The organism is Pseudonocardia abyssalis, assembly GCF_019263705.2.
GTDB lineage: Bacteria > Actinomycetota > Actinomycetes > Mycobacteriales > Pseudonocardiaceae > Pseudonocardia > Pseudonocardia abyssalis.
In genome coordinates this window covers 2471426-2493843 of the sequence record NZ_JADQDK010000001.1, presented here as the reverse complement: position 1 = coordinate 2493843, position 22418 = coordinate 2471426, and the positions used below count along the sequence as shown (strand labels likewise).

The following is a 22418-nucleotide window of genomic DNA, read 5'->3' as shown; positions in this document are numbered from 1 at the left end:
GAAGGGTGTCAGCACACCGCGGTGGGGCGAGCGGCGATGAACCCGAACCCATACGACCGGGTGGACAGTCCTCGCTGCGCTCGGACGCCCTGACGGGCGTTCGCTACGGTCGGACGAGTCCGGAACCCCCGCCGGCCTTTCGGGCCCCACCCCGACGCGCTGAGGCAGAGCCGCGTTCCAGCGACACCGAGTACCGGAGGTCTGATGGGCACGACCCGCGAGATCACCGAGACCGATACCCGCGCCACCCGCCTGCAGGGCCTCGAAGCCCAGGTCTGCCAGGCCCGCGACGACCTTCATCGAAGCGGGCCCACCACATGGCCCTCAGAGTTGGCGGGGCGATGCCACACGCCGGATCTAGTCGGTGACGTGTAAGAGTGACTCTCGGCCAATCGCTTCACGCTGCCGCCGTCGACGACGGGGTCCAGCGCGTCCTTCATCGAGCTGCAGTCGTGGGTCGGGTGGTCGACGGGGCAGTCGAGCGCGTGCTCGAGGACGTTGCGAGCGCCCTTCGCCTGCTCGATGAGGTGGTCGAGCTCGCGGATCTGCGAGCCGACGGTCGCTCGCCAGTCCGGCCCCGGTTCGAGAGTGGCGGCGACCGTGGTGAGTGGGACCCGAGGCGTTGGGCGAACCTAATGTAGGCGAGTCGTCGGAGTTCGGATGGGCCGAATCAACGCTTGCCCCGGGCGCGGGTGGCCGCGGGGACGAGGCCGCGCTCGTCGTAGTCGACGTCCCGGGGTCCCGCCTACTGGATGTTCCTGATCGGCACCGCCGCGATGGCCGCTACCGGCCTCCTCCGGTGGGTGGAGTGCCGCCGCAGTACTCATGGGCATGCGGCGAGCAGCTACTTCATGCTCGGGTCTGCTGCGGTGCACGTGATCGCTGTGCGGGCATCACTCCGACGCCGCCTCAGACGCGCGCGGCGAGGGACGTAACGGTTGGCGAGGTATGCCCGAAGTCCAGCCGTGTTTGTTCGTGCACTTGTCGTAACCGGCTTCCGCAATCTGGATGGCTTGATCCCGCTGTGCGAGCCGCTGGCGGTGCTGTTGGGGGAGAACAACGCGGGCAAATCGAGCGTCATCGACGCGCTGCGTCTTTTGTTCACTCCGGAGACCGGGCCACGGGGCCGGAAATGGATCACCGAGCAGGACTTCCGGCACGACCCTGCTGGAGTTCGCACCACGGACGTCCTGGAGCTGGAGGCGCAGCTCACCGGGCTGACCGCCGAGGAGCAGGCGCGGATGGTGACCTGCCTCGCGCCGTCGCTGGGGGCGGGATGCGCGAGGCTGCGGCTACGGGCGACGAGGCGCATGACAGGTCGGGTCGACGTCGAGTGGTTCGGCGGGGACAGCCAGCACTCCGAAGTCGAGGCGTGGGCTCGTGAAGCGGTCGTCTTCACGTACCTGCCGGCGCTGCGGGACGCCGCGGCGGACCTGCGCCCGGGCCGGGACAACCGGCTCGTGGGACTGCTCGCCGCACTGGCCCCCGTCGGGCACGATGATCGGGTCGAGATCGAGCGGATCACCGCGGAGGCCAACGCTGCACTGGGCCAGGTCGGAGCGGTCGTCGAGGCCCGGACGAGCATCCAGAGACGCCTGGGCGGTATGACCGGCTCGGGCGGGTTCACGCAGCACTCGGACCTGGCGTTCGCCGATCCCCGCTTCGACCGGATCGTGGCGACGCTGCGTGCGCTGGCTGGGCCGTCTGTGCCGCTCGAGCTGGCCGAGAACGGGCTGGGCTACAACAACCTGATCTACATCGCGGTCGTGCTGGCTGCGCTGGCCGACAATCGGGACGCAGCGTTGCGACTGCTGCTCGTGGAGGAGCCCGAGGCCCATCTGCATCCACAGCTCCAGGACCTGCTCATGCGCTATCTGGAGAGCGAGAGCGGCAACGGCACGCAGGTCGTGCTGTCGAGCCACTCCCCGAACCTGGCATCGGCGGCCCGTGTGGAGCGGGTGACAGTCATGATCGGCGGGACGGAGGACTCGCCCAGCTCGGCGCGGGCGCCGCGCGAGTTCGGCCTCGGTCCGCGCGAGCTCGGGCATCTCCGCCGGTTCCTGGACGCGACGAAGTCATCGCTGCTGTTCGCCCGGGGCGTGATCCTCGTCGAGGGGGTGGCCGAGCAGCTCCTGTTGCCCGTGCTCGCCGACCGGTTGGGTCGGCCATTGCCCCGGCACGGTGTCGCCGTGATCAACGTCGGGGGCGTGGCCTTCGCGCCGTTCATCGGGCTGTTCGGCCCGGATCGCCTTCCCTGCCGGTGCGTGGTTCTCTCCGACGCCGATCCGCCGGCGGCCGGACCGGACATCGCCGAGGACCCACCGGACATGTCCGCCCGCGCGTCCGCCCTCCTCGGGATGGAGAGCGACACCTTGCGGGTTCGCCTCGCCCGCAGAACCCTGGAATGGGACCTGGCCGCCACAGGGAACTGGAAGGTGCTCGTCGCAGCGCTGCTGCCGATCAAGCCCCGGGTCGCCGGTCGACTCGCAACCGAACTCGCCCCGCTGGGCGACGAGGAGCGGGCCGATCGGATCCTCGCCGCGATCGCCGACGTCAAAGGCAGGTTCGCGCAGGAACTCGCCGCCATCATCGAGATCCCGACCATCGGGTTTCACGTTCCGCCGTACATCCGGGAAGCAGTGGAATGGGTCACGCCGTGACCGACCCGCTCGACGAACCCGGCTACCTCACACCGGCGCAGCGTCTGGTGGTCGACGCCCCGCCCGACTTCCTGCTGACCGCGTGTCCAGGGAGCGGGAAGACCCGAACCGCCGGGGCGAGGTTCGTGGTTCGCGCGGAGGCCGGCGATCGGGTCGCAGCCACGTCCTACACGAACATCGGGGTCGACCAGATCCGCGAGGTGATCAGCTCCGAGCTCGGAAGAACCGTCGGCCCGGAAAGCTTCATCGGCACCTTCCACAAGTTCCTGCTCCAGTACGTCTTCCATCCCTTCGGCCACATCGTGATGGGCTGTTCGTCACCGCACCTCGTCGACGCTGAGAATGCGGGCGACGACGTCCGCCTGAACGGCGACAACCGCTGGCGAGTCCCGCTCGGCGGGTTCCGCTTCCGTCCGGACGGATCGCTGCTCTACTGCGGCAGGGGACTGCCTGGCTGGAGCCGCGAGCGGGTCACCGCAGCCGGCAGCGCGGATGCCGCGATCATGAAATGGCGTGCCGCGGCCCGTGGACGGGCGACTTTCGACGACGCGATGTACTGGTCTCTACGTGTGCTGCGTGACGTGCCGGGAGTGGCTGCCGCCGTGGCGGGCCGATTCGACGAACTGATGGTCGACGAGGCGCAGGACACAAGCGAGTTGCAACTCGCTTGCCTCATCGAGCTGTCCGGCACAGGGCGGCTGCGGTCACTGGTCCTCATCGGTGATGTTGATCAGTCGATCTACGCTTTCCAGGGCGCCAGCCCGCAGGGCGTGTACCGGCTGGTGGCCGACCGGGGGATGCGGTCGGTCCCGCTCGTGGAGAACCACCGATCGTCACAGCTCATCTGCGACGTGGCCGTCCACTTCTGTTCCCGGCACCGGCCGGACGTGGCTGTCGGCGAGCACTCCGACTTCACGGCGCGGCCGGAGATCGTCTTCTATGACCCCGCCCTGCCGTCGACGGCGACCGACCAGTTCCTCGGCCGGATCGCCGCGCTGGGAATCGACCCGACGAGCACGACCGTGCTCGCGCGCAACAACGCGCTCGTCGCCCTTCTCAACAACCAGGCCGGGCGAGTCGGCTGTGCCTCGCGACCCACGGCGTTGGGACGCGCGGTGATGGCGTTGCGTCACGGGACAGCGGGTCGCCACGACCTCCACGCGGTCGACAAGGTCATCGCCTACGCGGCCTGGGGGGAGGCTGACAGCCTCGACGGTCTCGATGCCGAGGGACGGCGGGAGGTCCGGAACGCCACCATTGGCCTGATCACCGCGGCGCCCGCGCTTGGCCTGCCGCTGCAACAGTGGATCCGCGATGCGGCCGTCGTGCTCCGCGGTGTCACCAGCGAGCTGGTCGCCGTGCCGGCGCGACGGCCCGGTGACGTTCTGCGCAGCGCGGCGGATCAAGGCGATGTCGTAGCGGGCGACCACTTCACGCGCCCCTCGCCGGGCTTCGCCGCGCGCTCGGTCCACGATGTGAAGGGTGCGACGCGGGAGGCCGTCCTGGTCGTGGCGCGTGCCCGGACATCCGCTTACCGCCCGCCCGAGGCCGACACATGGACCGCGCATCTCCGTGGGGAGCAGGTGCCACCCGAGCATGCGGAGGAGCAGCGGATCCTCTACGTGGCACTCACGCGGGCCCGGAAGTACTGCGCCATCGCGCTCCCCATCAACACCTCACCGGCGGTGATCGACAGCCTGCAGCGGGCCGGTTTCCTCAGGAGGCCGATCGACAGCGGGTGAGTGCCATGTTTGTCGAGCTTCTCGGTTGGCGGGTGGGCTGACGCTGATCACGTCAATTCCTCCTGGGGCAGCAGGTCGCGGCCGGGGGGTGCCCGGCCGCGATCTGGATGGATTCTGGTCAGCGGTCCGTGGCGGCGCCGGTCTCGACGGGTTCGGCCGGGGACACCGCGGCGGTGGATCCGGTCGGCGGAACGTGGCGGAGCAGGGTGGCGGCCAGGGTCGCCCCCGCTGCGGCGATCACAGCGGCGGTGGCCGCGCCGGCGTTGAGGCCGCTGGAGAATGCGTCCCTCGCCGCCCCCAGCAGCGGGGTGCCGAGGTCGGCCGGGACCAGGCCGGCCACGGCGACGGCGTTGTCGAGGCTTTCGCGGGCGGCGGCGTCGGCGTCGGCGGGCAGCCCGGCCGGCAGGGTCGTGGCGACCTGGCCGGTGTACACGGCGGCGCCGATGCTGCCGATGATGGCGACGCCGAGGGAGATGCCCAGGTCGTTGACGGTGGATGCGAGGCCACCCGCTGAGCCGGCCTTCTCCGGAGGCACCGAGCCGACGACGAGGTCGGTGGTGAGCGCCATGGAGGGGGCGACGGCCGGGTAGAGCACGACGAACCCGGCGATGAGCAGTGGCAGGCCGGTGGCGGCGTCGACCTGGGTGAGCAGGAGGTAGCCGACCACCTGGACGGCCAGGCCGGTGGCGATGACATTCCCGGGCCGGAAGCGGCGGGCGATGATCGGCGAGCTGGTGGCGACGACGATGAGTACTAGCGCGGCGGGCAGGATTGCGAACCCGGTCTGGATCGGTGACAGGCCCTTCACCAGCTGCAGGAACTGGGTGAACATCAGGTACACCCCGCCCAGGCCGGTGGCCGAGAGGATGAATACGCCCAAGGCGCCGCTGACGGTGCGGTTGCGGAACAGGCGCACGTCGATCAGGGGTGCCGCCGAGCGGAGCTGGCGCAGCACGAACCAGATCCCGAAGGCGACGCCGGTCACGATGGACGCAGCGGAGACGGCGAGCGACCCGCCGGTGGCGAGTGACTTGATGCCGTAGATCAGGGGCAGCAGCGTTGCGAGCAGGAGCAGCGCGCTGAAGAAGTCCAGCTTGGCGTCCTGGGAGCCGTGGTGGCCGGGGAGCAGCAGGGGTGCGCCGATCACGACGATCGCCATGACCGGGACGGCGACCAGGAACGTCGCGCGCCAGGAGAACGCCTCCAGGAGCAGCCCGGACAGCAGCGGCCCGAGTGCGACGCCGGCGGAGATGCCGGCGGCCCAGGTGCCGATCGCGACGCCGCGCTGCTTGGCGTCGCGGAAGATCGTGAAGATCAGGCCGAGGGTGGCCGGCATCTGCATGGCGGCGGCGATGCCCAGCACGGCGCGCCACAGGATCAGCATCGCAGGGTCGCCGGTGAACGCGGCGAGGACGGACACGATCCCGAAGATCGACGCGCCCGCGATCAGCAGGGTCCGGTGCCCGATCCGGTCGGCGACGGCACCCATCAGGACGAGGAACCCGGCCATCAGGAAGCCGTAGATGTCCAGGATCCACAGCGTCTGGGTGCTGCTGGGCTGGAGGTCGGCGGCCAGGTACGGGATGGCCAGGAATAGGACGGTCAACATCATGAACAGCAGCAGTGACGGCAAGACCAGCAGGCCCAGCGCCATCCATTCTCTGCGCCCGGCGAGTGGCTCGGCCGGGTTCGTCGCCGAGGTCATCGGCGCTCCTCTCCTCGTGGTCGCCCTGCGTTGTGTCACCCAGGACCACACGCAGGTAAGTGCTTCAATATACCCACTACGGGGTAGTGGTATCGGAACGTACGGGGAGGGGGTATCGGTGTCAACTTGGCTGGTCAAGCTCCATTCGACCGGCGGGGCGAGGTGCTTGACGACGTGGCCGGTGTCAGCGCCGACGCTGCCCACGGGATCGGTCGGCCTACGCGGTCCGGCGCAGGAAACGCCAGACCCGGTGGCGGAGGAGTGGAACCTCGTCCATCAGGCCGCCTGCTGGGCCGGAGTGTGGTGGGCTATCGACTCGGAGCGCGCGCGCCGCTCGCATCCGAGCAGCGATGACCGGCATCGTCACTGCAGCCGCCGCCGGTCCCCGGATCGATCGGAGGAACCGCCGGTGCCAGATTGTCGAAACGACACACCGTCCGATTCGAGCATTCCGCGGAACTATGTACGCTACGTCGTGAATGAGACGTGGATGTGGTCGTAGTGACCGCCGACCGCATCAGAGGGGTCATAGACGCCTCCACCTGTATACGGACGCCCCCAGCCGTCCTGGTCGGTCGACGTGGGGGTCCAGATGCGGCCCTGCCAGATGATGTAGTCGACCTGCAGCGCCTCGGCGTTGACCCGGAACCACTGCGCGGCCCGCCACCCGTTGTCGACCTCGATCCCGCGGGCGAACCGGCCGCCCTCGCCGGGGAAGAAGTCGCAGCCCTTGCCGAGCGGGTGGTCGCTGGTCGGGTTCGCCGGCCGGGGTGCGTGGCAGCCCGCGGACCGGATGATCGGCCCCTTGCGCAGCCCGCCGAACGCCGCGGCGGCCTGCGTGACGGCGTAGAGCGTCGTGGAGGTGACGCAGCCGTTCGTGGTCGGGTCGTCCTCTATGCACCCGGTCCCGTGGCCGTCGAACGGGGTGACCGACCCGGGGGCGCAGTTCTGCACGGCGGCCGCGGCGACCAGGCCGGGATTGCCGTCCACCTCGGCGAGGATGTCGGCCGCGGTCTGCTCCCACTTGGCGTAGGCCAGGGGGAAGGCCGAGCGCTGCACGGTCTGCGCGGCCTGCCACAGTGGCATCTCGGTCCAGCCCGGGACCTCGATGAGCCGCTCGTAGAACCGGGTGGCCGCGTAGTGGGGGTCGCGGACCTGGGCGGGGCTGCCCCACCCCTGTGACGGGCGCTGCTGGAACAGGCCGAGGGAGTCCCGGTCGCCGTAGTCGAGGTTACGCAGCCCGGACTCCTGCAACGCCGTACCCAGGGCCACCCACAGCCCGCGTTCAGGGACGCCCATGTCACGGCCGGTGGCCACGATGGCGGCCGCGTTGACGAGCTGCTCGTCGGTGGTCTCCGCGTCGCCGGAGGCCTCGATCGGCACCCCCGAACCGCTCGGGTCGCACGCCCCCGACTGCCGGGCCCCGGCGCTCAGCACCGCTGACATCGCGACGAACACGACCCCGACCAGCGCGGCCAGCACACCCACCGCGACCGTGATGATCGTCAGGCGCAGTCCGAGCCGGCGTATCGCTACAGCGGCATACTGGATGCCGTTCACGACGAGTGTGGCGAGCCGCGGTCGGCACCGGCCGCGTCCCTGTCCACGCTCCGAGCGTGCCTCACGATCCCGATTGACGGAACCCCGGACGGGCTCGCGGTTCGGAATCCGCGGCGAGGGTAGCCTGGGGTCGATGATCAGGTCCGTGGCGCTGCGAGGACGACGGGCAATCATGCTCGGCGTCCTGGTCGCCGGTCTGTTCGTCGGCCTGGTGGGGATGCACCATCTATCCGTGATGACGCCGGACAGTGCGGCCATCTCCGCTGCGGCGATGGCCGGATCCGACATGGAGCCGGGCCCTGCACATTCCGGCGAGGACCACGGATCCGCGTCGCTCCATCTGTGCCTGGCCGTGCTCACCGCCGTCGCCGTCCTTCTGGTGTCGGCGGTGCTGTGGCGGCGTCCCGGCCCAGCCCGGGTCGCGCCTCGCGCGGGCACGTCCGGTGTGCGTCCGGCGCCGCGCGCCCCACCGGCAACCGCCCCGGCACGACTCGCCCTGCTCTGCGTCCTGCGGACGTGAGGTCGACCGAGCGACTCGGTTGATCCCGCACTTCCCAGACGTACGAGAGGTTTTCACAGATGAATGCACGGCTTTCTTCAGCGCGCCTGCTGGCCGGTATCGCGGCCGCGGGCCTGATCCTGACCGGCTGCGCGGCCGGCGCTGACACCTCCGCCGGGACCGCCGCCCCGGGCGGCTCCTCGTCGTCCGCGGCGCAGGGCGAGCAGAATGACGCGGACGTGGCGTTCGTGCAGGGCATGATCCCGCACCACCGTCAGGCGGTCGAGATGGCCGATCTGGTGGCCGGTCGTAGCCAGAATGCGCAGGTGATCGACCTGGCCGCGCGGATCGGTGGCGGGCAGCAGCCCGAGATCGACATGATGGTCGGCTGGCTCCAGGAGTGGGGCGCAGAGGTGCCCGCCGAGGACGGCGGCATGGGCGGCATGGGCGGCATGGGCGGCATGGATCACGGCGGGGACATGGGCGCCATGGGCGGGATGATGACGCCCGAGCAGATGCAGCAGCTGCAGGGCGCGTCCGGGCCGACGTTCGACCGCATGTTCCTGGAGATGATGACCGAGCACCACCGGGGCGCGGTCGAGATGGCACAGACCGAGCTGCAGGACGGTGCCGACCCGGATGCGCTCGCGTTGGCGCAGAAGATCATCGATACCCAGCAGGTCGAGATCACCGAGATGGACACGCTGCTCCAGCAGGTCTAACCGGTCGATGTGGCCCGGACCAACCCGTCGGTCCGGGCCACATCCGTCTCGTCTCGGCTGGTGGTCGACCCTCGCTCCGTGGTACTAGTACCCCGTATCCGTATAACGGGAGGCGATGACGATGGCGGCGGAGTTCGGACCGGCCCTGTTGCTGATTGCCGTGGCAGCAGCGGGGGTGTCGCTGGTCTACGGGTGGTCGTTCCTGGTGCGGCAGGCGCCCGGGGTGGTGACGGTCGAGCCGTTCCTGGCCGGAACGCCCCCGGTGCAGCACGCCGTGTCCCGCTACCACGTGCGCTGGTACACGATCACGATGGTCTTCCTGGCCTTTGACATGGAGATGGTGTTCATGTACCCGTGGGCTGTCGTCGTGGCGCAGATCGGGCCGAAGGCCGTGATCGAGATGTTCAGCTTCCTGGCCGTGCTGCTCGTCGGGGTCGTGTACGCCTGGCGCGAAGGGGCGTTCCGGTGGACATGACGAGCTGGCTGCATGGGACGCCGCGACTGCTGGTCATCACGGCTCGGAACGGTCGTCCCGCGCGGCTGGCTGTCGAGCGGCTGGCTCGCGAGCGGGGGTGGGAACTGGCGGTGGCTCCGGCCGATGCCGACCTGCTCGTCGTGTGCGGCACTCCCGGCCCCAGGTTGGGTGACGCGATTGAGCGCGTCTGGTCGCAGGTGCCCGCGCCGCGAGCACGGGCCGACGTCGGATCGGCCGATGGGGCCCGCGACGAGCTCGATCGGGTCCCCCACCGGCTCCGCGACGCCACCGGGGCGGGCCACGCCTGCGTCTCGCCCGCGACCGAGGAGGCGCGACCGGAACCGGGCCACGGCACCGTTGCCTCGGCCCACGAGGTACAGGCCCACGAGGTACAGGCCCACGAGGTACAGGCCCACGAGGTACAGGTCGACGAGGTGCCGACCCACGAGATGTCCGGGCACGAGATGTCCGGCGGTCACGACATGCACATGATGCACGTCGGTGAGGTGGCCGGTCTGCCGATGGCGGACCGGGCGCCAGACCGTGACGGGCTCACCCTCGACGTGCTGCAGATGTCCCTGGGACCCGTCCTGTCCGACTGGCCCGCCGGACTGGTCGTGCACGTCACGCTGCAGGGCGACGTCGTGCAGACCGCGCGGGTGGAGGTGGTGGGGGAGCCCGGCCCGGCGTGGGACGGCTCACCGGCGGCGTCCGCGCTGGACGGCCTGGCGCAGCTGCTGGGCGTGTGCGGGTCGTCCACGGCGGCACGCACGGCCCGGCGGCTGCGCGACGACGTCCTCGCCGGCACCGTCGACAGCGCCGTACTGCACCGGTTCGCGCGCCGGCTGCACCGATCCCGCACGCTGCGCTGGGCCACCGACGGGCTCGGGAGGCTCGACGATGGCCGTCCCGACCTGGCCGGGGACGCCACCGCACGCTGGCTCCGGTGGCTCGACACTGCCGAGCACGGCGGGCCCGCGCCGGACGCCGGGCGGGCCGCCGCCGCGGTGACGGCATTGCCGGGTCTCGTCGAGGGCCGCGAGCTGGCGTCGGTCCGGGTGGTGGTCGCCTCGCTGAACCTGGACCTCGATGCGCTGGTGACGGTGCCGCGATGAGCCCGGTGCAGCAGGGCCCGCTGTGGACGGTGTTGCTGGTGCCGGTGCTGCTGGGCACGTTGGCGCTGTGCGGCGCGGCGTTCGCCCGGATACTGGAGGCGCGGGCCGACGGGCGGCGGATCAGCGGCGTCGTCCTGGCCGCGCCGCTGGCCGAGTCGGGACGGTTGCTGGTGCAGCAGCGGCGCACGGTCGTCGCCTCGGACCGGTTCCTGGCCCGCACCGGGGTGGTGCTGGTGCCGGTGGCGGCGGTCGGGGCGGCACTGGTCGTCCCGCTCGGCTCGACCGCGGCGAGCGACTTGTCGGTGGGCATCGTGTGGTTCAACGCGATGGAGATCGTGATGTGGGCGGCGCTGTGGATGGCCGGCTGGGGCACCAACTCGGTCTGGGGTCTCGTGGGCGGGTACCGGTTCGTGGTGCAGGGGATGTCCTACGAGCTCCCGCACATGTTCGCCCTGATCACGGTGGCGACGGGGGCGGCCTCGCTGAGTGTGGCGGATGCGGTCGCCGCGCAGGACGGGTTGTGGTTCGTGGTCTGGATGCCGGTGGCGTTCATGGCGTTCCTGCTCTCCTCGCTGGCGCTGTCGTTCGCCGGGCCGTTCGACACCGCGACCGGGCGCGATGTCGCCGGTGGGGTGCTGGCCGAGTTCTCCGGGGTGGATCGGTTGCTGCTGCTGGCCGGGCGGTGGCTGCTGCTGGCCGCGGCGGCGGCGATGTCGGTGCCGCTGTTCCTCGGCGGCGGGGCGGGGCCGCTGCTGCCGCCGTGGCTGTGGACGGTGCTGAAGACAGTCGCGGTGCTGGGGGTGCTGGTGTGGGTCCGCAGCCGGACTGCGACGGTGCGGATGGACCGCTTCGCCGAGTTCGGCTGGATCGTGCTGATCCCGCTGACGCTGCTGCAGGCCCTGGTGGTGGCCGTGGTCGTGGTCAGCCGGGGCACGTCGATGGGAGGGATGTGACGTGTACGAGGCGGTGATCTTCTGGGTGTGTGCCGTCGGCGCGGTCGCCACCGGCGTCGCGGTGTTTCGCGTCGATTCGATGGCGCGGGCGACGTTCGCGCTGCTCGCGTCCTTCGTGTTCGCCGCGATCCCGTTGCTGTTGCTCGGCCTGTCCTACCTCGGTGTCCTCGTCATCCTCATGATGATCATGGAGATGGTCGTGATGGCCGTCTTCATGATCATGCTGATGATGAACCCGGCCGGGCTGATGCCGATGACGATGGTGCACAACCAGCGCGGCTCGCTGGTCATCGCCGTGGGCACGTTCGTCGTGCTCGCCGCCGGGGTGCTGCTCGTCGACTGGCCGCAGCGCCAGAGCGGGCCGCCCGCGGACCCCACCTTCGCGCTCGGCGAGGCGCTGATGGGCTCGCACATGCTGGTGATGCTGGTGGTGGGGCTGGGCCTGTTCGCCACGATCGTCTCCGCGGTCGTCCTGGCGCACCCGCGCGGCCGCTACGACCGGTTCGGCGACGACCTGCGCGGTCGCCCGGCCGACGATCCGATCCGGGGGGCCGGACTATGACCCTGCAAGCGTTCCTGCTGCTCGCGGTCGCCCTACTGGCCGTCGGACTCTACGGCGCGCTGTCCCAGCAGTCCATCGTGATGATCATGATGGGGCTGGAGCTGATGGTGAACGGCGTGGTCGTGGCGGGTGCGGCGTTCTGGTTCTACGTCTCGCCCGCGCAGCCCGACGGGCAGGTGGTCGTTCTGGTCGCGGTGACGTTGATGGCGGTGGAGATGGCGATGGGGTTCGCGGTGGCCATCGCGATCTTCCGCTCCGGCGAGATCGACATGACCGACATGGCCGCCGAGCTGAAGGACTGACGTGGAACTCGCGCTGTCCGGGTTGGTGGCGGTGCCGGTGCTGGCCGGTGTCGTGCTGCTGGCCGTCGGTCGCCCGGCCGGCCGCGTCGCCGCCCCGGTGGCGATCGGGGTGGCGTCGGTCGGGCTGGTCCTGGCCGTGCTGGTGGCCGTGGGCCGCCCGGCTGCATTGGCGCCGTTACTGGCCGGCATCGATCTCGGGCTAGCGGTGGACGGGCTGTCGGCGGTGATGGTGCTCGTGGTCAGCGCGGTGGCCCTGGCCGTCGTGGTGTTCGCCGCCGCCGAGGTGGACGCCGCCCACCGGTTCTTCGGGCTGCTGCTGGTGTTCATCAGCGCGATGCTGCTGACCGTCACGGCCACGAACCTGGTCACGCTGCTCGCGGCGTGGGAGGTCATGGGTGCGATGTCCTACGCGCTGGTCGCGCATCGTTGGAGCGAGGGGCGGCCCGCGACCTCGGGTGCGGTGGCGTTCCTGGTGACCCGCACCGCCGACGTCGGGCTCTACGTCGCCGCCGGGGCGGCACTAGCCGGGGGAATAGGGATCCTCGCACTGGCCGACCTGCCGCGGGCGACCGGCGGCTGGCGGGACCTGCTGACCGCGGGGCTCGTCGTCGCCGCGCTGGGGAAGTCGGCGCAGCTGCCGTTCAGCTTCTGGCTCGCCCGGGCGATGGACGGCCCGAGCCCGGTCTCGGCCCTGTTGCACTCCGCGACGATGGTCGCGGCCGGGGGATACCTGCTGCTGCGGATCGAGCCGCTGCTGGCCGGATCCGGCTGGGCCGGGCCGCTGGTGGCCTGGGTCGGGGCGGTGACGGTGGTGCTGCTCGGTCTGGTCGCGCTCGCGCAGACCGATCTCAAGCAGCTGCTCGCCGCGTCGACGTGTTCGCAGATCGGGTTCATTGTGCTTGCCGCCGGAGTGGGCGCCACCGCGGGCGGCACGCTGCAGTTGGTGGCGCACGCGGCGACGAAGAGCCTGCTGTTCCTCGTCGCCGGGGCGTGGCTCACCGCGCTCGGCACCAAGCAGCTCGCGACGCTGCGCGGAGCGGCAGCGCGCTGGCCGCTGGTCGGAGCGGTGTTCGCGGTGGGTGCGCTGAGCCTGGCCGGCCTGCCGCCGTTGTCAATCTTCTTCGGGAAGGACGCGGTACTCGCCGCGGCGGCGGCGACCTCGCCCGCGCTGTACGTGGTCGGGCTGGTCGGGGTGCTGGTCAGCGCGGCCTACGCCGCGGCCGCGCTGGTCGCGGTGCTGGGCCGGGCGCCCGCGGATGCCGGGAACGACCGGGAACAGTCGGCCACCGGGGAGGTACCGCTCCTGGCCCGGTTGCCGCTGGTGCCACTCGCACTGGGGGCCGCGGTGCTCGGAGCGGCCGCGGAGCCGGTGCGAGCCGCGCTGGGCGCGGCGGGCGAGCCGGCTCCGACGCTCGTCGAGGCGCTGGTGTCGGGCGTGCTGGCCGCGGCCGTGGTGCTGGCCGTGCTGCTGTCCGTCCGCGCCGGCCTGCGCGGGGCGGCGGTGCTGCCGGCCACGCCCCCGATCATCGCCGCCGCGGCCCGGGTCGGGTTGTTGCACGGCTGGCTGGGCCTGGAACGGATGGCGGTGGCGGGGGCGGCGACGCCGGTGATGGCGCTGGCCCGGGCCCTGTCGAGGTTCGACGAGCGGGTCGTCGACGGGGCGGTGCGGGCGGCCGCGGGCGGTACCCGTGCGGCTGCCCGGCTGGCCGACCTCCGGCTGGAGGGGCCGCTGTCCCGGGGGGTCGACGGGCTCGGCGCCGTGGGCCGGGCCCTGGGCCGGCTGGCGCGCCGCCCGCAGACCGGGCAGTTGCACCAGTACTACGCCCAGGCCGCGGGTGCGCTCGCGGTGCTGGCCCTGTTCCTGATCCTGGTGAGGTGAGGCGTGCTCTCGATCGTGGTGTTCCTGCCGCTCGCGGTCGGGCTGGTGCTGCTCGCGCTGCCCCGGCTGCCCGATCGCGCGGTCCGCTGGACGTGGGTGGCGGTGAGCGTGCTCGACCTGGCGTTGGTCATCGCGCTGTGGATCGGGTACGACCCGGCTGGCGGTATCGGGTACGAGACCGACATCGCGTGGATCCCGACGGTGTCGGCCGGTTACCACGTCGGCGTCGACGGCCTGTCGCTGCCGTTGCTGGCGATGACCGGCGTGCTGTTCCTGGCCTGCTCGGTGTACTCGCTGCGTGAGCAGCGCCGGGTCCGCGCGTACGCGGTGCTGTTCTTGCTGCTGCACACGGTGTCGCTCGGATTGTTCGTGTCGCTGGACCTGATCCTGTTCTTCGTCTTCTTCGACGTCTCGATCGTCGCGATGTACTTCGTGATCGCCGGGTGGGGGCACGGGGAACGGGCGCGGAGCTCGGCGCTGATGTTTTTCCTCTACACCTTCCTCGGCTCGCTGGTGCTGCTGCTTGGGTTCATCGGGCTCTACCTGGCCGGGGGCACCTTCGACATCGTCGAGCTCACCGCGGCCGCGCCACTCGACGGCGGGGGTGCGCTCGCCGGGTTGGTGCTGGCCGCGCTCGTCATCGGGTTGGCGATCAAGACCCCGACCGTGCCGTTCCACACCTGGCTGCCGCCCGCGCACAGCGACGCCCCCGCGGCCGGGTCGGCGATCCTGGCCGGGGTACTGCTGAAGATGGGCACGTTCGGGTTCGTCCGGATCGTGCTGCCGATCATGCCGGAGACCTGGCGGCAGTACTCGTGGGTGATCATCGGCGTCGGGGTGGTGTCGGTGGTCTACGGCGCGCTCGTCGCGCTCGCGCAGACCGACCTGAAGCGCATGATCGCCTACACGTCGGTCAACCACATGGGCTACGTGATCCTGGCCGTCGGAGCGGCCGGACTGGTCGCGGGGAGCTCGGAGCAGGCCCGGACGCTGGCTGTCACCGGCGCGGTGACGCAGATGGTCAGCCACGGGCTGATCACCGGTGCGCTGTTCCTCCTCTCCGGGGTGCTCTACGCCCGCGGCGGGACCTACGACATGGCGGCCTACGGGGGACTCGCCCGGCCCGCCCCGCGGTTCGCCCTGCTGTTCGCCGCCGCCGCGTTCGCCTCGCTCGGGCTGCCCGGGTTCTCCGGTTTCATCGCCGAGTTCCAGATCTTCACCGGGTCGCTGCCGGGCGCGCCGGTGCCGACGGCGATCGCGGTGCTCGGGATCGTCGTCACCGCGGCGCTGTTCCTGCTCGCCCTGCAACAGGTGTTCCTCGGCGAGACCCGCGTGCCCGGCGCGACCGGTGACCTCACGGCGGTCGAGGCCTGGGCCATTGCGCCCCTGATGGTGGCCACGGTGGTGATCGGGGTGTTCCCGCGGTTCCTGCTCGACGTGATCGAGCCCGCCGCCCGGACCGTGGTGGAGCTGGTCGCCGGATGACGGGCATGAACGAGAACCCCGGTGCGCTGATCCCGGAGCTGCTGCTGGTGTTCGCCGCCGTGGTGGGCCTGCTGGCCGGATCGTTCCTGCCGCGGAACCGTCAGGGCGCCGTCCGGTCGATCGCGGTGCTCGCCTGTCTCACCGGTGTCATCGCGGCGGCGGCGGACCTGGCCCGCCCGGTTCAGTCGGTCTTCGACGACACCTACGTCGTCGACGTCGGCCTGGGCGCGGTTCGGATTGTCGTGCTCGCCTCGATCGTCCTGACCATCGGTCTGGCGGGTGACCAGGTCTCGGGGAGCACCCGCGAGGCCGAGTTCTATGTCCTGCTGCTGCTCGGCGGGCTCGGCACCGTAGCCATGGCGGGCGCGAACGACCTGCTGCTGCTCGTGGCCTCCTACCTGCTCGCGAGCATCCCGCTCTACGCCCTGACCGGCATCGCCCGGACCGGGCCGGGCAACGAGGCCGCGCTGAAGTACTACCTGATGGGCGCTCTGTCCGGGGTCACCCTGCTGATCGGGTCGACGCTGCTGTTCGGCGTCAGCGGCTCGACGCAGTACACCGATCTGGCCGCCGCGCTACCGGACGCGCCGCGCGTCGCGGTCGCGGTCGGGCTCGTCGCGGTGCTGGCCGGGCTGCTGTTCAAGATCGGTGCGGTGCCGCTGCACTTCTGGGTGCCCGACGTCGTGCAGGGCGCCACCACCGGCGTCGCGGCGTTCGTCGCCACCGTCCCGAAGATCGGTGGGCTGTGGGCGATGTACCGCCTGCTGTCCACCACCGTGCCGACGTCCGACGTCGACTGGCCCCTGCTGGTGGCGGTCCTCGCCGCGGTCACGATGACGCTGGGCAACCTCGCCGCGTTCTTCCAGGACGACGTACGCCGGTTGCTCGCCTACTCCACGATCAGCCAGGTCGGCTACCTGCTGATGGCCGTGGCCGCAGCCGGCCGGGCCACGCTCGCGATGCCCGCGCTCGGCCTGTACCTCGCCGCCTACGCGGTGACCAACCTCGGCGCGTTCGCCGTGGTCGCCGCCCTTCCCCGGGCCCGCACCCTCGCCGACTACCGCGGCCTGGCCTCCCGGCACCGCCTGCTCGCCCTGAGCCTGGTGGTCTGCCTGCTCGGCCTGATCGGCACTCCGCCCACCGCGGTGTTCGTCGGCAAGCTGACGGTGTTCACCGCCGCCGTCGACGCCGGCCTGGCCTGGCTCGCTGTGATCGCGGTGCTCAACACCATGGCCAGCGTCTTCTACTACCTGCGGTGGATCGCCCCGGCCTTCCGGGCCCGTAACGCCGTACCCGCCGACGACCTGCCGCCGGCTGGCCGCTCCGCAGCACGGAGCGCCCACATCGCGGCCATCGTCTCACTTCTCCTCGGAGTGCTGGCCGGTCCCGTACTCGCCGTGCTCACGGTCTGACAGGCGACGCAGTCCACCCGCCACGACTACGTGACCGGATCGCTGCGCAGGCCGTGCGGAGGAACCGAGCCCGGTGGTCATCGCAGCCGGACGTCAGGCGCCGGCACAACGGCGGTGGAGCTGCGGAACCGGCATCGATCTGACTGTTGCCCAGTCCGCGACCTCTCCGGCGACCTCGTCCCAGTCGATCGCGTCGGTCCTCGCGCTGGGGCGCGTGCGGGTGGCCCCGGTCAGGACCTCCATGTGCCAGATCAGCTCCGGATCGGCACCGAGCTGGATGCGCCTGCGAGCCGGACGGCGCCGCGACCGCAGGTTGGCGAGCACGCGAACCGTTCCCCGGGCCACCCCGCGCACGAGCGAGGCCTCGCACGTCGGTAGGACCTCGGCCGGGCCGAAGGGTCGGTAGCCCTGCAGCGCCAGGCAGGTGGCGGTGTCCCACGCCCCGCCGGTGAACGGCATGACCCGCAGCAATGCGGCATCCTCGCGCAGGGCGCCCCGTCGCACCCCGAAGGTGCTAGTGGTGGCGTAGGCGCGGTACCAGGTTGCGGATCCGCAGTTCCGCGCGTCGGGGTCGAATGCTGCACCTGGCGCGGAACGGCGCACCGGACGTCGCCCGGCGACCGACGTGTCGAGCGCGTCCGACCCGTAGAGGGAGAAGTAGTCGGCATCGGGGAATCTCTGTGCCGCCTGGACGAACGTCGTCAGGGAGTCCGGCCGGTAGAGGTAGTCGTCCTCGGCGAACCACACGAGGCCGCTGCGCGATCCGGGCCGGCCCGCCTCCCGGGCGATCGCGCGGCGAAAGGTGGCCCGGTTGCCGCCGTCGTCAACGCGACGGACTTCGCCGACCCCGCCCATGATCCGTACCCGGTCCGCCGGCACCTCCCCGTCGTTGAGGAACACGAAGCGCGGCCGGGCCGGCAGCGCCTCGGCAGCCCTCAGCACGGAGGCGAGCGCCAGGGTCTTGTCGTAGTACCGGGGGCGCGGCTTGCTGTTCTCGGCCGCGCTGGACCGGTACACGATCGTCAGGTCGGGGTCGGGCGTGCACACAGTGGGCGGGCTCCTCACGGTCGGATGCCATGCCGACGCTAGGCAACGTCAGGCAATCCACCGGTAGAGCATGGGTAATCGAATGGCAAAGAATTCGGCGCATCACACGCCGCGGCGGACCGAAAGCCAGCAGATCGCCCTCATACGGCAAACGGACGGTAAAGGATCTGTCTAGGAGCCGCCAGCGCGATCACGACTACCTACACTCGCGCCGGTCGTCCTGCCCGAGCCCGGGTCGAGAGGAGTCGTACACGTGCGTCATCGGATCGTCCGGCTCGCCGTGGTGGCGGCGGCGGTGGCCGTGGCGCTGTTCGGGTTTCCCCTGGCTGTCGCCGTCGTCCAGTACGCGGAGATCTACAAGCTGCTCGACCTGGAGCGGCTGGCCGACCGGGCCGCGTTGCGGGTGTCGGCGGACCTGACCGACGAGGGGGACCCGAACTCCGGCGATCTCGAGGACGAGGCCACGCTGACGTTCCTGTCCCTCTACGACGACGACGGCACCTATCTGAGCGGTCGCGGGCCCGAGCTGCCCGAGGCCATGGTCCACTCGGCCCTCGACGGTTCGGTCGAGACCGGTTCGGCCGACGGTCTGCTGCTCGTGGCAGTCCCTGTGGCACACGACGGGGAGATCGTCGGGGCAGTGCGGATCGCCGGTTCGCGCGACGCGCTGCTGTGGCCGGTCACCGTGGCCTGGCTCGGGATGGCCGGTCTGGCGCTGCTCGCCGTGGGGGTCGTCTGGGGGATCGCCCGGCGGGAGGGTGCCCGCCTGGCGCGCCCACTCGACGACCTGTCGACCGCGGCCTGCCGTCTCGGTGACGGGGATTTCAGCGTGCGAGTGCCGACGGTGCGCTACGTCGAGATCGACGCGGTCGGAAGCGCCCTGAACCGCACCGCATCGAGGCTGGACGAACTCCTCGCCCGCGAACGCGCGTTCTCCGCGGAGGCGTCGCACCAGCTGCGCACCCCGCTCACCGGGCTCCGCCTGGGTCTGGAGAACGCCCTGGAGCAACGTGGCGAGGATCCGTGGCGGGCCATCGCCCGGGGCCTGCGCGCCACCGATCGCATCGAGCGCACCATCGACGAGCTGCTGGCCCTCGCCCGGGACGACCGCGGCGCCGCCGACCCGCTGGACCTCGGACGGGTGGTGCAGGAGGCCGTCGATCAGTGGGACCCCCAGTTCAGCGCCGCGGGCCGCCCGCTCCGGGTCGACCTGCAACCGGACACCCCGCCCGCCTTGGCGTCGGCCGCAGCGGTGCGACAGGTGCTCGCCGTCCTGCTCGACAACGCTCTGCAACACGGGCGAGGCGAGGTTGAGGTGTCCACCCGGGACGTGGGAGGCGCGGTAGCCGTCGACGTCGGTGATCACGGTCCGGGGATCGTCATCCCGGACTCGGAGCTGTTCACCCGGACCGGGACATCGTCAGGCGGACACGGCATCGGGCTGCCGCTGGCGCGGCGGCTCGCCGAGGCCGAGGGAGGCCGGTTGCGGCTCGCCCGGCCCACACCGCCGCTGTTCTCCCTACTACTCCCGGCAGGCAGCCATCACTGAGACGGCGTATCCACTCCGCTCGTGCTCGCGTCCGTATGCTGTGGGCGTGACGACGGCCGAGGCGCGCGGCCGGATCGGTTCCCCCGGTCGGGTCGTTCTCGTCGCCACCGCGGTACTCACCGTGGCGATCGCGGTCTTCTCCGATCTCGTCGCCGGCGAACCGCCGCTGCACGTGATCACCCTCGGCGCCATCGTCGCCGTGGTCGCCGGTGTGCGGGTGCACCTCGGCGGGCGGCATCGGGGATTGCTTCAGTTCGTCTGTGCGGGCGTCGCCGCGCAGCCGGTACTGCACGCTGCCGTCAAGCTCGTCCCCCACGGGCCGCTGCGCCACGGGCACGGCAGCGAGATCGGCCGAGCCGACCTCGCCGTGACCATCACCCAGGTCGTACTCGTCGTCGCGGTGGTCGCCGCGATCTGCCTCGCCGAGCAGCTCGTCGTCGCCGTCGGCGGGGTCGTCCGCGCCTGCTGGCTGCGCCTGATGTTGCGCCGCCCGCACCCCGCACCGGGCGTCGTCCGCCGCCGCCCCGCCTCGGCGCCGGCCCGGCCGCGCCGCCTGCTGGGCCGCGGCACGACCGTGAAGCGCGGCCCGCCCCGCCGGACCGTCGCGGCCTGAATCCGGCCGCGTCCTTCCCGGCCCACGGCCCTGACGCCGTGAGGTGACTCCCGCGACCCGCTGCGGGTCGCCCACATCGCCGCGCGCCGGCTCCGACGGAGCCGAAGACGCGTGGCGCCATCACCGGAGAGACTCCATGCCGAACAACACCGGTCCACATCTGGCCGAAATGCGCCCATGTGCGGACTACTGAGCTTCCTCAGCGGCGACGGCAACCCCGACGAGCCGGCTGCTGCCGTCGCCGCTGCCCTCCCGGCGACCGCGCACCGTGGTCCTGACGAGAGCACCGTCCACGACGGTGGTGTCCTCGTCTCGGGCTTCCAGCGGCTCGCCGTCGTCGACCTGGACCATTCTCATCAACCGATGCGCTGGGGCCCGCCGGAGGACCCGCGCCGCTACACCGTGGTGTTCAACGGCGAGGTCTACAACCATCCCGAGCTGCGCGCCGAACTGGTCGCCCTCCACGGCGCGGAGTTCGCGACCCGGGGCGACACCGAGGTCCTCGTCGCAGCCCACCACTACTGGGGACCCGAGGCGGTCACCTGGCTCCGCGGCATGTTCGCCTTCCTGATCTGGGATGACCGCGAGCAGTTGCTGACGGGGGCCCGTGATCCGTTCGGCATCAAGCCCCTGTACTACGCCACCGGGCCCGCGGGCACCGCGTTCGCGAGCGAGAAGAAGTGCCTGCTCGGACTGGCGCCCGCCCTCGGCCTCGATCCCGCCGCGTCGGGCGAGCTCGACCACGACGCCCTGCGCGACTACCTGGTCCTGCAGTACGTGCCCGAACCGGCGTCGATGCACCGGGCCGTGCGCCGGATCGAGTCCGGCACCACGTTCACGCTGCGACCGGGAGGCCAGCCGAGGTCGCGTCGCTACTTCCGTCCGGTGTTCCACGACGGCGCCGGGACCGGCCCGCAGGTGCACCGCAGGATCGCCGCGGCCCTGGAGGACTCGGTGGCGATGCACCTGCGGGCCGACGTCCCGGTCGGCGCGTTCCTCTCCGGGGGGATCGACTCGACCGCGATCGCCGCCCTCGCCCGCCGGCACGACCCGTACCTGACCACGTTCACAGCGGGTTTCGACCGACCCGGCTTCTCCGAGATCGACGTCGCCGCGGAGTCCGCCGCCGCGCTCGGCGCACGACACGTCACCCGGGTCGTCTCGGCGCAGGAGGTGATGGAGAACCTCCCGTCGATCGTCTGGTACCTCGACGACCCGGTCGCCGATCCCGCGCTCGTGCCGCTGTGGTTCATCGCGCGGGAGGCGGCCCGCGAGGTGACGGTGGTGCTGTCGGGGGAGGGGGCGGACGAGCTGTTCGGCGGCTATCGCATCTACCGCGAACCGCTCTCGCTGGCTCCTTTCGAACGGGTGCCCGGCTCCCTGCGTCGTCTGCTCGGCCGGGCCGCGTCCGCGTTGCCCGAAGGGATGCGCGGCAAGGACCTGCTCCGGCGCGGGGCGCTACCGCTGGAGGAGCGCTACCACGGGAACGCGCGCATCTTCCGGCCCGACCAGCTCACCTCGGTCCTGCGCGGGCACGACCCGTCCCGGCTCGGCGAGGAGGCCAGCGCGCGGCACTACCGGCTCTCGACCGGCTCGGACCCGGTGGCCCGGATGCAGCACGTCGACCTGTTCACCTGGTTACGCGGGGACATCCTGGTCAAGGCGGACAAGATGACGATGGCGCACTCGTTGGAGCTGCGCGTGCCTTTCCTCGATCCCGAGGTCTTCGCGGTGGCCGCGGGGCTGCCCCGGTCGGAGAAGCTCGCCGCCGGCACCACCAAGTACGCGCTGCGGCGAGCCCTGGACGGGATCGTGCCCCCACACGTGCTGCACCGCCCCAAGCTGGGTTTCCCGGTGCCGATCCGGCACTGGTTGCGCGAGGAGATGCAGGACTGGGCCCGCCAGCTGGTGCGCGAGTCGGGCGCCGGTGAGCTCGTCGACCTGACCGCCGTGGAGCGGATGATCGACGCGCACCGCGCCGGCCCGATCGACCACAGCCGCAAGCTCTGGGCCGTGCTGACGCTGTTGATCTGGCACGGGATCTTCGTCGAGGACCGCATCAAGCCCCGGATCCCGGCGCCCGTCTCCCGGATCCGGACCGATCCGGTGATCCGGTGAGATCCCGCGAGACCGGCGAC

Annotated in this window: 18 protein-coding genes; 15 read left to right on the top strand and 3 right to left on the bottom strand. The window is 71.4% G+C overall.

Annotation, left to right across the window (positions count from 1 at the left end; translation table 11 throughout):
* Positions 1-965: 965 nt before the first annotated feature.
* Both I4I81_RS11855 and I4I81_RS11850 read left to right on the top strand, forming a co-directional pair.
* Entirely contained in the window at positions 966-2660 is a 1695-nt protein-coding gene (locus I4I81_RS11855) for an ATP-dependent nuclease (RefSeq protein ID WP_218600844.1), read from the top strand.
* Positions 2657-4402, top strand: a complete 1746-nt coding sequence (locus I4I81_RS11850; protein ID WP_218600845.1) for a UvrD-helicase domain-containing protein — start codon at positions 2657-2659, stop codon at positions 4400-4402. The genes I4I81_RS11855 and I4I81_RS11850 overlap by 4 nt, the downstream gene beginning before the upstream one ends.
* Positions 4403-4520: 118 nt before the next feature.
* Here I4I81_RS11850 and I4I81_RS11845 read toward each other — a convergent pair whose 3' ends face one another.
* Both I4I81_RS11845 and I4I81_RS11840 read right to left on the bottom strand, forming a co-directional pair.
* Positions 4521-6107 carry an MFS transporter gene (locus I4I81_RS11845; protein WP_218600846.1) on the bottom strand — a complete coding sequence of 529 codons (1587 nt, stop codon included), beginning with the start codon at positions 6105-6107 and terminating at the stop codon, positions 4521-4523.
* 468 nt (positions 6108-6575) lie between these two features.
* Positions 6576-7667: a VldE C-terminal domain-containing protein gene (locus tag I4I81_RS11840; protein WP_218600847.1), complete on the bottom strand. Its 1092-nt coding sequence runs from the start codon at positions 7665-7667 to the stop codon at positions 6576-6578.
* Between the two features lie 133 nt (positions 7668-7800).
* On the opposite strand from I4I81_RS11840, the gene I4I81_RS11835 reads away from it, so the two are divergent.
* From I4I81_RS11835 to I4I81_RS11790, 10 genes are all read left to right on the top strand, one after another.
* Positions 7801-8187 carry a DUF6153 family protein gene (locus I4I81_RS11835; RefSeq protein WP_218600848.1) on the top strand — a complete coding sequence of 129 codons (387 nt, stop codon included), beginning with the start codon at positions 7801-7803 and terminating at the stop codon, positions 8185-8187.
* Between the two features lie 59 nt (positions 8188-8246).
* Positions 8247-8888 (top strand): DUF305 domain-containing protein, encoded by a 642-nt coding sequence (locus tag I4I81_RS11830; protein ID WP_218600849.1) that lies wholly within the window; start codon positions 8247-8249, stop codon positions 8886-8888.
* 115 nt (positions 8889-9003) lie between these two features.
* Positions 9004-9363, top strand: coding sequence for an NADH-quinone oxidoreductase subunit A (locus I4I81_RS11825; protein WP_225924550.1), 360 nt, complete (start codon positions 9004-9006; stop codon positions 9361-9363).
* A 110-nt stretch (positions 9364-9473) separates the two neighbouring features.
* Complete coding sequence (locus I4I81_RS11820; RefSeq protein ID WP_218600850.1) at positions 9474-10478, top strand: hypothetical protein; 1005 nt, start codon at positions 9474-9476, stop codon at positions 10476-10478.
* Positions 10475-11431 (top strand): complex I subunit 1 family protein, encoded by a 957-nt coding sequence (locus I4I81_RS11815; protein ID WP_218600851.1) that lies wholly within the window; start codon positions 10475-10477, stop codon positions 11429-11431. The genes I4I81_RS11820 and I4I81_RS11815 overlap by 4 nt, the downstream gene beginning before the upstream one ends.
* 1 nt (position 11432) lies before the next feature.
* A complete protein-coding gene (locus I4I81_RS11810) occupies positions 11433-11993 on the top strand; it encodes an NADH-quinone oxidoreductase subunit J (protein WP_218600852.1) in 561 nt (186 codons plus the stop codon).
* Entirely contained in the window at positions 11990-12295 is a 306-nt protein-coding gene (locus tag I4I81_RS11805; protein ID WP_218600853.1) for an NADH-quinone oxidoreductase subunit NuoK, read from the top strand. Before I4I81_RS11810 ends, I4I81_RS11805 begins: the two co-directional genes overlap by 4 nt.
* 1 nt (position 12296) lies before the next feature.
* Positions 12297-14174 (top strand): proton-conducting transporter transmembrane domain-containing protein, encoded by a 1878-nt coding sequence (locus I4I81_RS11800; RefSeq protein WP_226363895.1) that lies wholly within the window; start codon positions 12297-12299, stop codon positions 14172-14174.
* Between the two features lie 3 nt (positions 14175-14177).
* Positions 14178-15659 (top strand): complex I subunit 4 family protein, encoded by a 1482-nt coding sequence (locus I4I81_RS11795; protein ID WP_218600854.1) that lies wholly within the window; start codon positions 14178-14180, stop codon positions 15657-15659.
* Between the two features lie 5 nt (positions 15660-15664).
* Complete coding sequence (locus I4I81_RS11790) at positions 15665-17071, top strand: NADH-quinone oxidoreductase subunit N (RefSeq protein WP_218600855.1); 1407 nt, start codon at positions 15665-15667, stop codon at positions 17069-17071.
* 93 nt (positions 17072-17164) lie between these two features.
* On the opposite strand, the gene I4I81_RS11785 is transcribed toward I4I81_RS11790, so the two are convergent.
* Positions 17165-18118, bottom strand: a complete 954-nt coding sequence (locus I4I81_RS11785) for a hypothetical protein (RefSeq protein ID WP_218600856.1) — start codon at positions 18116-18118, stop codon at positions 17165-17167.
* A 253-nt stretch (positions 18119-18371) separates the two neighbouring features.
* Here I4I81_RS11785 and I4I81_RS11780 point away from each other — a divergent pair, with 253 nt between their 5' ends.
* The 3 genes from I4I81_RS11780 (at position 18372) to asnB (ending at position 22398) form a co-directional block, all read left to right on the top strand.
* Complete coding sequence (locus I4I81_RS11780; RefSeq protein WP_218600857.1) at positions 18372-19667, top strand: sensor histidine kinase; 1296 nt, start codon at positions 18372-18374, stop codon at positions 19665-19667.
* 46 nt (positions 19668-19713) lie between these two features.
* Positions 19714-20280 carry a hypothetical protein gene (locus I4I81_RS11775; protein WP_218600858.1) on the top strand — a complete coding sequence of 189 codons (567 nt, stop codon included), beginning with the start codon at positions 19714-19716 and terminating at the stop codon, positions 20278-20280.
* A gap of 177 nt (positions 20281-20457) precedes the next feature.
* Complete coding sequence (gene asnB / locus I4I81_RS11770; RefSeq protein WP_218600859.1) at positions 20458-22398, top strand: asparagine synthase (glutamine-hydrolyzing); 1941 nt, start codon at positions 20458-20460, stop codon at positions 22396-22398.
* Positions 22399-22418: the final 20 nt, after the last annotated feature.

Bases quoted from the DNA above. Each gene is read 5' to 3' on its own strand.
- I4I81_RS11845 (WP_218600846.1), bottom strand. From the start codon at position 6,107: ATGACCTCGGCGACGAACCCGGCCGAGCCACTCGCCGGGCGCAGAGAA.
- I4I81_RS11835 (WP_218600848.1), top strand. From the start codon at position 7,801: ATGATCAGGTCCGTGGCGCTGCGAGGACGACGGGCAATCATGCTCGGC.
- I4I81_RS11830 (WP_218600849.1), top strand. From the start codon at position 8,247: ATGAATGCACGGCTTTCTTCAGCGCGCCTGCTGGCCGGTATCGCGGCC.
- I4I81_RS11825 (WP_225924550.1), top strand. From the start codon at position 9,004: ATGACGATGGCGGCGGAGTTCGGACCGGCCCTGTTGCTGATTGCCGTG.
- I4I81_RS11815 (WP_218600851.1), top strand. From the start codon at position 10,475: ATGAGCCCGGTGCAGCAGGGCCCGCTGTGGACGGTGTTGCTGGTGCCG.
- I4I81_RS11805 (WP_218600853.1), top strand. From the start codon at position 11,990: ATGACCCTGCAAGCGTTCCTGCTGCTCGCGGTCGCCCTACTGGCCGTC.
- I4I81_RS11790 (WP_218600855.1), top strand. From the start codon at position 15,665: ATGAACGAGAACCCCGGTGCGCTGATCCCGGAGCTGCTGCTGGTGTTC.
- asnB (WP_218600859.1), top strand. From the start codon at position 20,458: ATGTGCGGACTACTGAGCTTCCTCAGCGGCGACGGCAACCCCGACGAG.